The following is a 15,593-nucleotide window of genomic DNA, read 5'->3' as shown; positions in this document are numbered from 1 at the left end:
TCGTCGGGACGGCATGGTGAACATACGCATTGCGCGACTTCTCTACTACATCGAGAACTATGCCAAGGATGCCCTGCCCCAGCGGTACTTCGCCGCAAGACGCCCCACGCGTCTTGATCAGTTTGCCAACCTCGATCTTGCCGAACTCCGTCGGCGGCTGCGCTATTACAACAAGCTAGCGGTGCCGTTCACACCAGCGCTAGAGGCTCACACCATCAAGGGCACGCCTCGCGGTGCGAGCCGCTACTATTTCGACTTCATGGAAACGGCCCGCTACTTCCCCGCGACCTCACGTGTCAGCACGCTGTTCGGCGACATCACACATGTGCCGGACGTGCCAACGGTGGTGAAAAGCCGCCCGATCGGCGAGCACAATGCCAATTCCGTTTTGATGAAACTGGATAAATTCCGCCATTTCCGCCAGACACACGATGCGATCCCCTTCACAGAAAAGAAGTCGGGTGTCGTCTGGCGCGGCGCGCCGAACAACGACAGGCGGCTTTCGCTCGTCAAGACCTTCAGCGGGCACCCGCATATTGATGTCGGCACAACTGGCAAAAACAGTCCACCGGAATGGCAAAAACCGTTTCTGTCGATCGAGCAGCAGCTTCAATACCGTTACATCCTGTCCATCGAGGGCAACGACGTCGCAACCAACCTCAAATGGATCATGTCCAGCAACTCGCTCTGCTTTTCGCCGAAGCTGCGGTTTGAGACCTGGTATATGGAAGGCAGCCTGGAAGCCGGCCGTCATTACGTCGAAATCCGCGACGACATGAGCGACCTGGAGGAGAAGTTCGAATATTACGAGCGCAATCCCGCGGACGCACAGGCGATCGTCAGAGAAGCCCAGGCCTATCGGAACCGGTTTCTGGACGCGCGGATGGACGAGGCGCTATCGCTGCTCGTGCTCGAGAAATATCTCTGCCTGAGTGGTCAACTCAGTCCGTCGGACGTGCTCACTGAGGTCATGGCCGGCGCATAGCGCACGACTGACACTCGCCGGAAGGGCTAATCAGCCTTCCGCCGCGTCACTGCCGTGCAGCCACACCAGTTCCCACTGGACAGCGTTCTGGAATTCCATGACTTCAGCGCGCATGGTTTCTTCAGGACATCCCAGCGAGAGGAGTTCCTGCCCAAGGGCGCGGCAGGTTTTCTTCCAATAGGTGTCAGCCGCCCGGCCGTTCAGCTTGTCCAGTTCAACCGCAGAACGACGCACCAGGTGGCGGCGGCTGGCGAGTGGAAAGAAGGCGATCTTAGAAACAGTCTGGCCGGTCATGGCGAAACACCCACGCGAAACAACATCTGGTCACACCATGGGTTTAAATTCAGATAGTTAATGTTCGGTTTCGGCGCGGCGGAAAAGTGTCTTCGAGCGTGTCGGAATGGAGCAGACCTCGCCTTTGATCTCATCGCAACATCGCCCACACGTCCATCTGCTGCCCTCAAGAACATCATAGCTGCAAGTCAGCCCTGCGCGGCTTCCTCACGATGCAGCCACATCAGCTCCCTCTGAACGGCAGCCTGGAAATCCATGATATCCGCACGCATCTCGGCTTCCGGGCATCCGACAGCGAGCAGTTCCTGACCGAGCGCCCGGCAGGTGGTGATCCAGAACTGATCGGCGGCACGACCATGGAGTCGGTCGAGTTCCAGGGCCGAACGACGGACAAGGTCCCGTCGGCTGGCAAGCGGAAAAAAGGCAACGGTGGAAACGGGCTGGCCGATCATGGCAGAAGCAATCATGCAAAACATCCTTACGTAACGGCACCCGACGTAGAATCAGATGGTTAATGTTCCGTTTCGCAGAGGGAACAATGACGATGATCTGCTCCGAAATGTGACGCGCCCGGCAGCGGACTGCCGGGCGCGTGTCTCTCGTCACAATGCGCGTAAAAGTTAGTCTGGCAGTCGGTAGGCGATAACGTAGTCGCCAGCCTTGGTGCCAACAGAGCCATGCCCGCCGGCGACCATGACCACATACTGCTTGCCATCCTCCAAGGCATAGGTCATCGGCGTCGCCTGACCGCCTGCCGGCAATCGAGCTTCCCACAACTGGTCACCCGTGGTCAGGTCGTAGGCGCGAAGGTAGTTGTCGACAGCAGCACCCAGGAACACGACACCACCCTTGGTGATCATTGGCCCACCAATGCCGGGAACACCGACCTTGAACGGCAGCGGCAGCGGCGTCATGTCATAGACCGTGCCATTGCGGTGCTGATAGGCGATCTCGCCTGTGCGAAGATCAGTTCCGGCGATCGTGCCCCATGGCGGCGCCTGGCAGGGGATGCCGATCGGCGAGAGGAAGGGCCCCATCACCACGCCGTAGGGAGAACCTTCATTGCGGTTCAAGCCCTGCTCCGATCCGGTCTCGCCCTCTCGCTTTTCGGGGATATCTTCGCGCGGAACCAGTTGTACGGTGAAGGCCAGATAGGTTGGCATGCCGAACATGACCAGCCTCTCGGGATCGACAGCGACAGAGCCCCAGTTGAATGTGCCGAAGTTGCCAGGGTAGACCAGCGTTCCCTCAACCGACGGAGGGGTATACTGGCCATCATAGCGGAGCTGACGGAAGGCGATCCGGCACATCATCTGATCGATGATGCTGAGGCCCCACATGTCCTTCTCCTCAAGCTTTGCCGGACGGAAGGTCAGATCGGAAATCGGCTGCGTCGGCGCGGCAAAATCTTCCGGGATCGTGCCGCCGGGAGCCGGGATTTCCCGAACAGGAATGATCGGCTCGCCGGTGCGACGGTCGAGCACGTAAATGTCGCCTTGTTTGGTTGGCCCGACCAGAGCGGGAACCACTTGCCCCTCAGCATCGGGAATATCGATCAACACAGGCTGCGCCGGGACGTCCATGTCCCAGAGATCGTGATGGACGGTTTGCCTGACCCAGCGGTCAGCACCCGTATTCACATCCAGCGCGACGATAGACGAGGAATGGCGCTCGACCGCTTCGCTTCTGCCCATCCCGAGCTGGTCTGGGGTCTGGTTGCCCAAGGGGATATAGACAAGCCCGAGCTCCTCATCGACCGAGAAGATCGACCAGCTGTTGGGCGAGTTGGCCGAGTAGGTTTCACCCTCTGCCAGTGGCTCGGTCTGCTCCGGATTGCCGCTATCCCAGTTCCACAGCAATTCCCCGGTATTGACATCAAAGGCACGGATAACACCCGACGGCGATTGGTTCGAATAGTTGTCGTTGACGGCACCGCCGATGATGATCTTGTTGCCGACGATGACAGGCGGCGACGTGGAATAGTAGTAGCCCGCAGGATTGTAGGGCATTTTCTGCTCAAGCCGCAGGGTCCCCTGCTCCGCAAAGCTTTCGCAGATTGTACCGGTTTCGGCATCGAGTGCGATCAGCCGCGCGTCGGATGTCGGCAGATAAACGCGTGCTGAACACAGACCACCGGCAGACGCATTCGGATCGGCGTAGTAGGTCACACCGCGGCAGGTCTGATGCTGGCGATCGGGGTTTAGCCCGGCATTCGGGTCAAACTTCCATTTCTCCTTGCCGGTTGCCGCATCCACTGCAATTGCCCAGTTGTGTGGCGTGCAGAGATAGAGCGTATTTCCAACTTTCAGGGGTGTCACCTGGTAGGTGGTCTCGCCGACATCTTCAGGCAGCTTCACATCGCCCGTCTGATAGGTCCAGGCAACCTCGAGATCTTTGACATTCTCAGTGTTGATCTGGGTCAGGGGCGAATAGCGCTGGCCGAACTGCGTGCGCCCATACTGTTGCCAATCAGCCTCCGGGATCGCATTGCCAAGGTTGGGTGCTGCGACGCTGGCCTCGACCGGCAGAGCGCCTTCACGCCCATAGGGGTCGATGAAGAGGGAAACGCCGGCGACTATGACGGATAGGACAAGCGGCGCGGCAAGAGCCAGGAGATCGAAACGCCTCCTCGACCGGTCCGGGCGTGGATTAAAGGAACCAAGTGCATAGAGGACCAGAAGCCAAACACCCAGGAGAACAACAAGCCCTCCACGGGTTCCGAGCTGCCACCAATCAAGACCGACTTCAAATATCGCCCAGATCAGGCTCGCAAGGATAACGGCTCCGTAGATCCAGAGCGCCTCTATGCGGCGTCGATAGACGAAAAAGGCGGTTGCGAGAAAGGCAATGCCAGCGAGAAGATAGTATGGACTACCTCCAAGCATCGCCAATTGCACGCCGCCTCCGGCGAGCACCAGGCCCAATATGCCGAAGACGACTGCTGTGATGATCACGAGCATCTCAGATTCCAATCTTTTGGTCGTAGAAATTGCGGACTTCCGCGAGGGCGGACATAAGTCCGAACGGGGATTTCGAAAGATTGTTCCAAACATCGCGATTTCTTGCTGAATCTCGTCGCCAAGGAACTGAGCGCAATCGACCTTGATTGATGTCCCAGCCATTGCCATCTTGCGCACGCATCAAGGAGAGAGACATGACAAAGGCACTGCTGCTCATCGACATCCAGAATGGCTTTTGTCCGGGCGGCAACCTGCCGGTCGCCGATGGCGATGCCGTTGTACCGGTTGCCAATAGACTGATGCGCAGCGAGTATTATGACCTGATCATCGCTTCGCAGGACTGGCACCCGGCCGATCACGGCAGCTTTGCCTCCCAGCATCCGGGCAAACATCCGTTTGAAATGGGCGTACTTGCCGGCCAGCAGCAGATGATGTGGCCCGACCACTGCGTACAGGGCACGGATGACGCGAAGTTTCATCCCGACCTTGAGACCAAACTTTTCGACTACGTGCAGAAAAAAGGCGAAAATCGCACTGTCGACAGCTATTCCGCCTTTCGCGACAATGATCGCGCCGCACTGACAGGACTTGGCCAGTATCTGGTCGGGAAGGGCGTGGCAGACCTGGACATCATGGGGCTAGCCACAGACTATTGCGTGCGCTTTTCCGCGCTCGATGCGCGGGACATGTTGCCGAATGTCACCGTGCGGCTGATTGCAGACGGCTGCCGCGGCATCGACCCGCAAGGCGTTGTTCAAACCTTGGCCGATTTGCGCGAAGCCGGGGTGGAGATCATCGACAGTGGCGCGATTGCGCCCTGACAAGCTGGCCGTCAACACGTGATTGCCTTTTTTTGCGGCAGGCGTTAGACGCCAGCGAACGACATGACAGGGAGGACGCCAGACATGGACGTCATCACCACGATCGCCGAGCTCCGCGAAAAGCTCGCGCCTCATCGCCGCGCCGGGCGCAGCATCGGATTCGTGCCGACCATGGGTTACCTGCATGAGGGTCATCTGACGCTGGTGAACCGGGCCCGTGCCGAAAACGATGTCACGGTCGTCTCGATCTTCGTCAACCCGCTGCAATTCGGCAAAAACGAGGATCTCGACAAATACCCGCGCGATCTCGCGCGCGACCGCGCCATGCTGGTGGAAGCTGGAGTCGACTACCTGTTTGCTCCGACCGTCAAGGACATGTATCCGGAGCCCATGCAAACCGTGGTCGACCTGCCGAAGCTTGGTTCCGAGCTGGAAGGCGAAGCGCGCCCCGGCCATTTTGCCGGCGTGGCCACCGTCGTCACCAAGCTTTTCAACATCGTCCAGCCCAATGCCGCCTATTTCGGCCGCAAGGACTATCAGCAGGTGACGATCATCAGGAAGATGGTCGAGGACCTGGCCCAACCGGTTCGCGTCGTTCCGGTTGAGACCGTACGCGAAGCAGACGGCCTCGCCTGTTCATCGCGCAATGTCTATCTGAGCCCGGCAGAGCGCGAAGCAGCGGTCATCGTTCCGAAGACGCTTGCTGAAGCCGAGCGCCTGCTTCTGACAGGTGTGAGGAATGTCGCCGAACTGGAAGCAAAACTTCGTGAATTCCTGACAAGCGAACCGCTTGCCCGACCGGAAGTGGTGGCCATTCGCGATCCCGAGACCCTTGAGCCCATCGATACGGTCGAGGAGCGCGCGCTCGTGCTCCTCTATGTGCGCTTCGGCCAGACGAAACTTCTCGACAACAGCATCATCGGCCAGTCGGCCGCCAACGGCATGGAGGCCGCATAATATGAGCACCCCACCCCGTCAGAAGCGTTTGACGCCCGCAGACATCACAGCCCTCAAGGGCAATCGTCCGATCGTCTCCCTGACGGCCTACACGACGCCTGTTGCGAAGATCATGGACCGGCATTGCGATCTGCTTCTGGTCGGCGACAGCCTCGGAATGGTGCTTTATGGCATGGAAACCACCGTTGGGGTCACCATGGACATGATGGTGGCCCATGGACAGGCAACCATGCGGGGCGCATCGCGCGCCTGCGTCATCGTCGATCTCCCCTTCGGCGCCTATCAGGAGAGCAAGGAACAGGCTTTCCGCAATGCAGTTCGCCTGATGAAGGAAACCGGCTGCGACGGTGTGAAGCTCGAAGGCGGCGAGGAAATGGCCGAAACAGTCGCCTTCCTCGTCAGCCGCGGCGTTCCGGTGTTCGGCCATGTCGGCCTAATGCCGCAGCAGGTCAATACGTCGGGCGGCTATCGCTCCAAGGGCCACAGTGAGGCGGAGCAGGACAAGATCCGCCGCGATGCCCGCGCCATCGATCAGGCGGGGGCCTTTGCCATCGTCATTGAGGGCACGGTCGAACCGCTGGCGCGCGAGATCACGACCGAACTGTCTGCGGCAACGATCGGCATCGGCGCGTCGCCGGCTTGCGACGGCCAGATACTTGTGTCCGACGACATGCTGGGGCTCTTCAACGAATTCAAGCCGCGCTTCGTCAAGCACTACACCGAACTTGCGACGATCATCGATCAGGCAGTCGCGGACTATGCAGACGAGGTGAAGGCACGCACTTTCCCCGGCCCGGAGCATACGTTCCAGATCCGTCCAAAAAAATGACGAGACATCGGGCGCCTAACCTTCCGGCTGGCGCTCCATCTCATACAAACGCTCATTGATCTCGTCGACCTGGCGCGCCAGCAGAGCCTGCGCGTCGCGCAGGCCCTCGTTGTAGTAATGCGGCCCGACCAAACCGGCGACGAGATCCAGAAGTTCCTCGGCCTCGAATCGACCAAGCTCGACCTCGTGTTCCTCACGCAGATGACGGCACAGTGTCGCCACGATGTTGTTGCGCAGTTCCGTTGCCAGCGCCTTCTGCAAAAGTGTCCCCGTCTGATTCTGAGCCAAACCGATTGCCTCCCAAAAGTTTCGCGTTCGTCCACGCGGGCGACAGCCATCAATTTCCCGCGCTGATCCATCAATCCTATTGGTTTGCACAGGGACATTGGACAGGTTAGCTGACCTTAGATCACGAGAGAATACGATGTCCCGTCCAGAATTCTTCGAAGGCGCGCTGCGCGCCCTCCCCGTCATGGTTTCCGCCGGTCCATTCGCGGTCCTGTTCGGCGCGGTTGCCGTCGCCAACGGACAGACCGTGGCGGAAGCGACATTAATGAGTGCCACGGTCTATGCAGGCGCGAGCCAGCTGGTCGGTATCGAATTGTTTGGCCAATCGGTCCCGATGTGGGTCGTCGTGTTGTCCATTCTGGCGGTCAACTTCCGCCACATCCTTTATTCCGCAGCCATCACGCCGTTCATGGACCACTTCACCGGCGCCCAGAAGGCACTCAGCTTTTTCGTCCTGACAGACCCGCAGTTTGCGGAGACGTTGGCGCGGGGCGAAAGCGGCAGACCCGTGACATTCAGCTGGTATGCAGGCTTCGGCGCGATGATTTACGTGCCCTGGGTCGCGCTGACCGCGGTCGGTGGCCTGGTCGGATCGATGATGGGAGACCCGGCGAAATGGGGCATCGACATCCTGCTGCCGCTTTATTTCATGGGTCTGGTTCTGAGCTTCCGCAAGCGTGACAACTTCTTGGCCGTCGCCGTGGTCAGTGCCGTTGTTGCCATCGTGGCGCAGCACATCGTTGGCTCGCCCTGGCATATCAGCATCGGTGCCCTTGCCGGCGTGACACTGGCGGCCATCCTGCCCCCAGCTGTGACGGAGGACGCGGCATGAGCGGGCTTTTCACACCCTACATGGTGCTGCTGATCCTCGCCTCGGCGGCTGCAACCTACCTTACACGGATTGGCGGCTATTTCCTGGTAAAGCGGCTGAAAGTGATGCCGCCAAGGCTGGAGGCCGCGCTGAATGCGGTGCCGGCAGCGGTTCTCACCACGCTGGTCGCGCCGGCTTTTTTCTCCGGTGGCACTGACGTGAAGATTGCCATGTTGGTCGCGCTTGTTGTCGGCCTTCGCCTGCCGCCAATACCGATGCTGGTGATCGGCTGGGCAGCGGTCATGCTGGCGCGACAGACACTGTAATTGCGATCCGCCGGCCAAAACCAGCGGATCGCGCGCAGCATTCACCGGTTGAACGGTTCGGTTGCAGCAAGCAGCCACGCCTTCGTCTTGGGATCGTCGATCAGCGGCAACAACGCCTCTCTGGATTGCATGTGGTAGTCGTCCAGCCAGCGCAGCTCATCCCGCGTCAAGAGATCTTCGACGACCAGCTGCCGATCGATCGGCACGAAGGTCAACGTCTTGAAGCCGAGCATCGGCTGATCTCCACCTTCGATCGCTGCAGCATCCTGCACATAGACAAGGTTTTCGATGCGGATACCGAAGCTGCCGGGGCGGTAGTAGCCCGGCTCGTTTGACAGGATCATGCCCGGCAAGAGCTCCTGCGTGGATAAACGCGCAATGCGCTGAGGACCTTCGTGGACGGACAGATAAGAGCCGACACCGTGGCCCGTGCCATGAGCGAAATCCGCACCGGCCTTCCAGAGTGCAATGCGTGCCAAGGGATCGAGATCGCAGCCGCGTGTCCCCTTCGGGAAGCGGGCCGTGCTGATCGCAATCATGCCCTTCAGCACGAGGGTGAAGAAGCGCTTCTGCTCTTCGCTCACGGCGCCGACAGCCACAGTGCGGGTAATGTCGGTCGTGCCGTTCACATATTGCGCGCCGGAGTCAATGAGGAACATTTCGCCATCGTTGATCACGCGGTCGCTTTCGGTGGTGACACGGTAATGCATGATGGCCGCGTGTTCACCGGCACCGGAGATCGTCTCGAAGGACAAATCCTTCAGTGGGTTCTGCATCCGCTCGCCCACCTTGACGCGGCTCGCCTCCAGCGCCTGCGCCGCAGAGATCTCGGTCAGGCTCCCGGCGGGCTGCGACGAGAACCAGTGCAGGAACTCGACCACGGCGACGCCATCCTGGAGATGCGCTGCCGCTGAGCCATTCAGCTCGACGCTGTTTTTCACAGCGCGACCGAGCTTGGCCGGATCATTGCCTTCGACGATCTCACTGCCGAACTGACGGAGCATGAAGATCAGGGAATAGGAGGTCAGATCGGGATCGACCAGCACACGACGGCCGCCAGAGGCGAGCTCTTCCAGCCGTCGAGGAAGTTCGGCCGGATCAACAAGGCTGCAGAGCTTGCCGAGATACTCCATGACCGATGCCGACAGCTTCTTTTCGGCGATCATCAGTTCCGCGCTGCCATCCGCCCTGACGATGGCGCGAGCGAGCGGATGCGGCGTATGGGGAACATCGGCGCCACGAATGTTGAAGATCCAGGCAACCGAGGACGGGTCCGTCACCAGCACGGCATCCAGCTTCTTCGCGCTGAGGTCGGAGGCAATCCGTGAAAGCTTCTCGGCAGCGGAGACGCCAGCGAGATGATCGGCCTGGATGGCCACGGCGCCCATCGGCTCGGCGGGACGATCCGTCCAGAGCCGATCGACGGGATTGAACGGCAGAAGCACAAGCGTGCCACCGACGTCCTCAAGGGCTTTCTCGATGCGATTGACCTCGGCCCCCGTGTGCATCCACGGATCAAGGCCAAGACGGAAGCCCTTCGGCACATGCGCCGCAATCCACTTGTGCGGCGGTTCATTGACCAGGTCACCACGGGAGAACACGCTCATATCGACCTGCTGCTCGACCTGCGTCACGTAGCGACCGTCGACGAAGACAACGGCTTCCGTCGCCGTCACCAGAAGCTGACCGGCCGACCCTGTGAAGCCGGTGGCCCAGGCCAGACGCTCGGCACAGGCGGGAACATATTCGCCGAGATACTCATCCGAGCGCGGGATCAGGACCGCATCGACGGAGAGTTCCGGAAACAGAGCGCGCAAGGCGGCAATGCGCTCCTTGCCGTGCTGAGGCGTGGATTTGACTTCGAATGACTGAAACATGAGGGCCTGCAGATTGGTGTGAAAATACGCATCGCTTATAGCAAGCCGACAGGCAGATGCCCACCACGGCGACAGATCTGCGACGTGCTATGCCAAATATTTCGGCGTTCTCATGTTGCTATGCAGCATTCGCAGGGCTCCCCTGCCCCAAAGCCACTGACACATGTCGCTGAAATGACCTATGTACTGTGCATCGGCGGCGCGGATGTTGCGTCGCAACAAAAAGGAACAGAGAGATGGCAAAGTCATTCCTGCGCACAGCTTTCAACAACCTCGTCGAAGCCCGCCAGCGTCGTGCCGACCTCTACACAACGGGCGCTCTGCTTTCGTTGGATGACACCTCGCTGCAGGCAATGGGTCTGAGCCGCGAAGAACTCCGCCGCCGCCCGGCCCAGCGCGCGCTGTTTTAATCCGCTCGGTTTAAAACCGAGACCGAGTAGTCTCTGCTTGAGCTCTCCTCCCAGGCTCGCAGAGTGGCACCCAAAGCAGGTGCCCAAAAGGCGGTTCGCTGACGCGAGCCGCCTTTTCTATTGAGGTCGGATCGAAGAGCGGTTGGCCGGCTTTTAGCCCTTGCCGCGCGTGAAGTGGATGGTGACCCAGCCGTTGCGCCAGATGGTTCGGACATGGGAGAGGCCGGCCGAACTATAGGCGGCAATGACCTTCCACCGCTGACTGGCGAGAATTCCGGACAAGATAACCGTTCCGCCAGGCGCCAGATGCGCGACAAGCTGCGGCGCCATTTTGATCAAGGGGCGGGCCAGAATGTTGGCGATAATCAGATCGAAGGGCGCATGCTGGCCAAAGGCCGTCGAATGGAAACCCGGAGCGGTGCGAAAATCAATTCCCTCGACCACCTGGTTTCGCCGCGCATTTTCGCGGGCAACCCGGACGGCAATCGGATCGATATCGGTCGCCAGCACGGGGATGCGCACCATCTTGCGGACAGCGATGGCAAGCACGCCGCTGCCGGTGCCAAGATCGAGTGCGTTGCGGATCTTGCGGGAGCGCACCACATCCTCGATCACCTCCAGGCAGCCGGCCGTCGTGCCGTGGTGCCCGGTGCCGAACGCCTGGCCCGCGTCGATTTCGATGGCCAGATCATGCGGCTGCACCTTGTCGCGGTCATGCGAACCGTGGACGAGAAAACGCCCAGCCCTAACCGGCTTCAGCCCTTCGAGAGACTTGGCGATCCAGTCGATGTCAGGAATGACCTCCCGCTCGATCGATGCTTCCGGAAATTCCTCTTCCAGGCAGGCTTCGAAGCGCGGACGCACATCCTCTTCATCCGCCATCATCAGATAGATGGAGGCCTCCCAGATGTCGGCCTTCTCATCAATCTCGGTGGTGGCGATGGCATAGTCTTCTTCGCCGAAAGCGAAGCTCATCAATTCAAGAATGCGGTTTGCGCCCACTTCCGTGGTGGACACGTACAAACGGATTTCCAAGGTCGGCATCCCTCGCGCTTAATCTGAACCCAGTCCGCTACACCGCCCAGACCAAGCTGGCAACCGCACTTGAAAGCCGCGGGTCAGCCCTTTGCCAGATTGGTGAGCTTCTGGACGGCCGTCTCGGGGTTTTCTCCATAGGCGATCGTGCCCTTGAAGCGACCTTCCGCATCCAGAAGGAAGACAGACGCGGTGTGATCCATGGTGTAGTCACCATTCGGCTGGCTCTCGTCTACCGGTATCTTCTTGGCATAGACGCGATAGCCCTTGATGACTTCGGCGACCTTGGCCGGATCACCGGCAATGCCGACGATTCGATCCGTGACGTTGGAGATGTAGCGTCCGAGCAGTTCCGGCGTATCGCGCTCGGGATCAACCGTCACGAAATAGGCCTGCAAAAGCGTCTTGTCGGGATCGACCTGCTTCATCCAGCCGTCGAGCTCAAACAGCGTCGTCGGGCAGACTTCGGGGCAATGGGTGAAGCCGAAAAAGAGCGCAGTCGGCTTGCCGCGGAACGCCTGTTCCGTGATTGCCTTGCCATTCTGGTCGAACAGCTCGAACGGCACACCGAACGGTCCTTCCGCCAATCGTTGGCCAGGAGCGGTGACCGAATAGGTGAGCCACGCCAGAAGGCCCGCCATCACGAGAACGCAGCTCCAGAGAATGATCCGTACAGCCTTCATAAGTCTTGCCCCATCGTGGATCGATGGCAGCCCGTTACGCCCAGCCTCGGCCCAAATCAACCGCAAACAACAGGAAAGCTGGCAAGGGGGCGCATTTGTCGCGCCAGCACGAACTGCAGGTCTTCTTTAGAAACAGTAGGTGAGACCGCTTTCGATCAGCGACAGAAATATGCCCGACCCAAAATGCAGCCAGCCCGCAAAACCTGCTGCGAGCAAGCTTACAATCAAAAGGCCAATGGCGAGCGGCGGCAAAGCAACAGATACTGTTTGGGTTTTCGACATAAGCCGATGATAACCGACCTTTTACGATCCGCATAGATGGCCGGCTCATACGTAGATCCATCTTGACGTGCGCGGCGGAAGGCGCTCTCCTCTGGCGACAGATTGCGTTCACATGGCTTGGGAGGAAGCGGATGGAACAGCAGGCACTCAAAGGCGCACCGATCCCCAAGCCGCATATATGCCAGCTTCAGATCGCCGATGTCTTCGCAAGCTTCGCAGCTGGATGGCGCGACTTCACGAGACACAGCACGATGGGCCTGTTTTTCGGCGCAATCTACGCAGTTGGCGGCCTCTTCATTCTGGCGATGCTGTTCTATTTTCAGATGCCCTGGATGATCATTCCTGTGGCGATCGGCTTTCCGCTGGTCGGCCCCTTCATCGCCGTCGGCCTATACGACATCAGCCGCCGGACGTTTTACGGACAACCCGTGACCTGGCGCGCGGTTCTGGCCGAGGTATTTCGCCAGCGTGAGCGCCAGCTATCTTGGATGGCATTCGTCGTGCTCTTTATCTTCTGGATCTGGATCTACCAGGTTCGCCTTTTGATGGCGCTGTTCCTCGGCTTCCGCATTCCGTCAAGCCTCGAGGGCTTTGCCCAGGTGGCCCTGCAAACACCGGAGGGTCTTGCCTTTCTCGCTATCGGCACAGTGGTCGGCGGCATTTTGGCGACGCTGCTATTCAGCGTAACCGTCATTTCGATGCCTATGCTGGTGGAACGAGAAGTCGATTTCGTCACGGCAATGCTGACCAGTATGCGCACCGTCATGGAAAACCCTTTGCCGATGCTGACATTTGGCATCATCGTCGCCGGCGCCGCCGTCGTGGCTCTCGTTCCACTCTTTCTGGGCCTTTTAATTGTGCTGCCTGTTGCCGGTCACGCGACATGGCACCTTTACCGCCGGGCGGTGCGCTTCGAAGAATAACCGGATTTCCCGATACGCTTAGGCAAGCGTTAACTAATATTGTCAATGATCGCTACTTGGAAGCGCTGGCCATGGGGCTGCGCAGTTTGTGGATGCGCTCTGCCCGCTTTTGGCGCGCCGAGCGCAAGCTCGGCGGTCCAAGAATGACGAAAATTCGCTCGGGAAGTTCTTTCTCCATAAAGATGCGAATGTTGACACTTGCAGGTGTTGCCACGCTCGGTGTGGGCTCCATGCTGGTCGTTGGCTGGTACGAGAACGCCAAGCAGGAATCCGCGCTCCTTCGAGCAACCGACATTCAGGCAGTTGTCGAGCAGGTCAATGAAATGCGGTTGGCCAATGCCAATATGGTGCTGGCCGCCATGGACAGCATTATCGACAGAGGCGAAGGCGCAATCCAACCCGAGAGAGCGCAGATCATCAACGACGCCCTCGCGCAACTCGCCGAGAAGCAAAGCGCGCTGGAAACGATTGCAATGGAAGCCGGACGCGGCGCATTGCTGGCGACCTATCGAGAGGACCTGAACGTCCTGTCGATAGCGGTCGAAGTAGACCTTGCACGTCTGATTGAAAGCGGCGCCCCGGAAGACGAGTTCAGCGCAATCGACGATGCGATTGACGGCGCCGGAAATCGGATTTCTGCGACCCTGGAAGAACTGGCAACCTTGGGCAACGGTTTGGTCAATCTTGGCGTTGAAGAAGCGAAGGCAAGAAGCCGCGAATCCCTGACGATCCAGTTGACGCTGGGTGTCATCGCATTCTTTTCAGTGCTGATCCTGCAATTGATCCACGGCAACGCCATTGTTGGCGGCATCAACCGTATCCGCCAAAGCATGCAGAGCATCGTCGACGGCGACTATCAGCGCCCTGTCGAGGCCACCAACCGCCGCGACGAGATCGGCGACATGGCTCGGGCGGCTGACGTTTTCCGACTGGCCGCCATCGAAAAACTCGAACTCGAACAGCGCGCGAAGGCCGAGAGCGAGGCAACCCGCAGGGATCGCGAGGCCCGTGCCGCGATACTCGAAGCCGATAGCCGCTCGCTGCGGCTGGCCGTCGACGCCCTTGCGGAAGGGCTGACCCGTCTCTCGGAAGGCGACCTCAGCACAGAAATCACGGCAGACTTCCCGACCGAACTGGAGCGCTTGCGGACTGACTTCAATCTGGTCGGCCAAAAGCTGCGCACCGCAATGACGGAGATTGCCGTCAATAGCAGCTCCATCCGTGCCAACAGTCACCAAATGCGCGCGGCGGCCGACGACCTGGCCAAGCGGACGGAACAGCAGGCAGCATCGCTTGAGGAAAGCTCAGCCGCCCTCGCCCAGTTGACGACCACCGTGAACACCGCAGCCGAACGCGCCGAAGAGGCTTCGCGAATGGTAGCCCATACCAAGGAGCGTGCTGCCGAATCCGGCGCAGTCGTCAGCAATGCCACATTGGCTATGGGACGCATTCAGGACGCATCGAACGAGATTGGCAAGATCATCAACGTCATCGACGAAATCGCCTTTCAGACGAACCTCTTGGCGCTCAATGCGGGCGTCGAGGCCGCAAGAGCCGGTGATGCGGGCAAAGGCTTCGCCGTGGTCGCCCAAGAGGTCCGTGCGCTGGCCGGCCGCGCGGGCGATGCGGCGCGCGATATCAAGACCCTGGTGTCCCGATCGACGCAGGAAGTTGGCATCGGAGTGGAGCTGGTGACCGCTGCTGGACAAGCATTGAGCGGAATCGGCGAAGAAGTCGTGAAAATCAATGATCTTGTTAAGGCAATTGTTACCAGCGCGCGTGAACAATCAACGGGACTGAGTGAGATCAACGCGGCCGTCGGACAGATGGACCAGGTCACACAGCAGAATGCGGCAATGGTGGAGCAGACCAATGCGGCAAGCCACACCCTGGCGAGCGACGCGGAAGGATTGACGCGGCTTGTCGGGCAGTTCCGAATGAACGGCGCTGCACCTGCTCATGGCCAAGCATCCACGGCTTCTGCGGCTCCGCGCCCTATGGCCGAACCACCGCAGATCCGGTCTGGCCAAGGCATGACCGTCCGACACAATCGCACCGCCCTGGCGACGGCAAGCTTAGCCAAGGCGGAAGAACACTGGGAAGAGTTCTAAA

At 59.7% G+C, this 15,593-nt stretch carries 16 protein-coding genes; 9 read left to right on the top strand and 7 right to left on the bottom strand.

Annotation, left to right across the window (positions count from 1 at the left end; all coding sequences use genetic code 11):
* Positions 1-16 precede the first annotated feature (16 nt).
* Positions 17-985, top strand: a complete 969-nt coding sequence (locus tag FAA97_RS01255; protein WP_168800886.1) for a glycosyl transferase family 90 — start codon at positions 17-19, stop codon at positions 983-985.
* A 30-nt stretch (positions 986-1,015) separates the two neighbouring features.
* Here FAA97_RS01255 and FAA97_RS01250 read toward each other — a convergent pair whose 3' ends face one another.
* From FAA97_RS01250 to FAA97_RS01240, 3 genes are all read right to left on the bottom strand, one after another.
* On the bottom strand, positions 1,016-1,279 hold the full coding sequence (locus FAA97_RS01250; RefSeq protein WP_136596716.1) for a DUF6074 family protein: 264 nt from the start codon (positions 1,277-1,279) through the stop codon (positions 1,016-1,018).
* 188 nt (positions 1,280-1,467) lie between these two features.
* Complete coding sequence (locus FAA97_RS01245; RefSeq protein ID WP_136596715.1) at positions 1,468-1,746, bottom strand: DUF6074 family protein; 279 nt, start codon at positions 1,744-1,746, stop codon at positions 1,468-1,470.
* A gap of 153 nt (positions 1,747-1,899) precedes the next feature.
* Entirely contained in the window at positions 1,900-4,239 is a 2,340-nt protein-coding gene (locus FAA97_RS01240; protein ID WP_136596714.1) for a glucose/quinate/shikimate family membrane-bound PQQ-dependent dehydrogenase, read from the bottom strand.
* Positions 4,240-4,433: 194 nt separating this feature from the next.
* Between FAA97_RS01240 and pncA the strand changes: the two genes are divergently transcribed.
* From pncA to panB, 3 genes are all read left to right on the top strand, one after another.
* A complete protein-coding gene (pncA, locus tag FAA97_RS01235) occupies positions 4,434-5,060 on the top strand; it encodes a bifunctional nicotinamidase/pyrazinamidase (RefSeq protein WP_136596713.1) in 627 nt (208 codons plus the stop codon).
* A gap of 84 nt (positions 5,061-5,144) precedes the next feature.
* The gene (gene panC, locus FAA97_RS01230) at positions 5,145-6,017 is read left to right on the top strand and encodes a pantoate--beta-alanine ligase (RefSeq protein WP_136596712.1); all 873 of its coding nucleotides are present in this window, start codon (positions 5,145-5,147) and stop codon (positions 6,015-6,017) included.
* Between the two features lies 1 nt (position 6,018).
* Positions 6,019-6,846: a 3-methyl-2-oxobutanoate hydroxymethyltransferase gene (gene panB, locus FAA97_RS01225; RefSeq protein ID WP_136596711.1), complete on the top strand. Its 828-nt coding sequence runs from the start codon at positions 6,019-6,021 to the stop codon at positions 6,844-6,846.
* A gap of 15 nt (positions 6,847-6,861) precedes the next feature.
* On the opposite strand, the gene FAA97_RS21205 is transcribed toward panB, so the two are convergent.
* Entirely contained in the window at positions 6,862-7,134 is a 273-nt protein-coding gene (locus tag FAA97_RS21205; protein ID WP_246041311.1) for a DUF2164 domain-containing protein, read from the bottom strand.
* A 136-nt stretch (positions 7,135-7,270) separates the two neighbouring features.
* Between FAA97_RS21205 and FAA97_RS01215 the strand changes: the two genes are divergently transcribed.
* Both FAA97_RS01215 and FAA97_RS01210 read left to right on the top strand, forming a co-directional pair.
* Positions 7,271-7,966, top strand: a complete 696-nt coding sequence (locus FAA97_RS01215; RefSeq protein WP_136596709.1) for an AzlC family ABC transporter permease — start codon at positions 7,271-7,273, stop codon at positions 7,964-7,966.
* Entirely contained in the window at positions 7,963-8,271 is a 309-nt protein-coding gene (locus tag FAA97_RS01210; protein ID WP_136596708.1) for an AzlD family protein, read from the top strand. The genes FAA97_RS01215 and FAA97_RS01210 overlap by 4 nt, the downstream gene beginning before the upstream one ends.
* A 41-nt stretch (positions 8,272-8,312) precedes the next feature.
* Here FAA97_RS01210 and FAA97_RS01205 read toward each other — a convergent pair whose 3' ends face one another.
* Complete coding sequence (locus FAA97_RS01205; RefSeq protein ID WP_136596707.1) at positions 8,313-10,148, bottom strand: aminopeptidase P family protein; 1,836 nt, start codon at positions 10,146-10,148, stop codon at positions 8,313-8,315.
* A 236-nt stretch (positions 10,149-10,384) separates the two neighbouring features.
* On the opposite strand from FAA97_RS01205, the gene FAA97_RS20985 reads away from it, so the two are divergent.
* Positions 10,385-10,558, top strand: coding sequence for a hypothetical protein (locus FAA97_RS20985; RefSeq protein ID WP_168800885.1), 174 nt, complete (start codon positions 10,385-10,387; stop codon positions 10,556-10,558).
* Between the two features lie 153 nt (positions 10,559-10,711).
* Here the strand turns inward: FAA97_RS20985 and FAA97_RS01200 are convergent, their stop codons facing one another.
* Both FAA97_RS01200 and FAA97_RS01195 read right to left on the bottom strand, forming a co-directional pair.
* Positions 10,712-11,593 carry a 50S ribosomal protein L11 methyltransferase gene (locus FAA97_RS01200; protein ID WP_281281287.1) on the bottom strand — a complete coding sequence of 294 codons (882 nt, stop codon included), beginning with the start codon at positions 11,591-11,593 and terminating at the stop codon, positions 10,712-10,714.
* A gap of 83 nt (positions 11,594-11,676) precedes the next feature.
* Positions 11,677-12,276: an SCO family protein gene (locus FAA97_RS01195; RefSeq protein ID WP_136596705.1), complete on the bottom strand. Its 600-nt coding sequence runs from the start codon at positions 12,274-12,276 to the stop codon at positions 11,677-11,679.
* 413 nt (positions 12,277-12,689) lie between these two features.
* Here FAA97_RS01195 and FAA97_RS01190 point away from each other — a divergent pair, with 413 nt between their 5' ends.
* Both FAA97_RS01190 and FAA97_RS01185 read left to right on the top strand, forming a co-directional pair.
* Positions 12,690-13,481, top strand: coding sequence for a DUF2189 domain-containing protein (locus tag FAA97_RS01190; RefSeq protein ID WP_136596704.1), 792 nt, complete (start codon positions 12,690-12,692; stop codon positions 13,479-13,481).
* 143 nt (positions 13,482-13,624) lie between these two features.
* Positions 13,625-15,592 carry a methyl-accepting chemotaxis protein gene (locus FAA97_RS01185; RefSeq protein WP_136596703.1) on the top strand — a complete coding sequence of 656 codons (1,968 nt, stop codon included), beginning with the start codon at positions 13,625-13,627 and terminating at the stop codon, positions 15,590-15,592.
* The last annotated feature ends 1 nt before the right edge of the window (position 15,593 follow it).

The organism is Peteryoungia ipomoeae, assembly GCF_004912165.1.
Taxonomy (GTDB): Bacteria; Pseudomonadota; Alphaproteobacteria; order Rhizobiales; family Rhizobiaceae; genus Allorhizobium; species Allorhizobium ipomoeae.
This window is presented reverse-complemented; position numbering and strand designations above follow the sequence as displayed.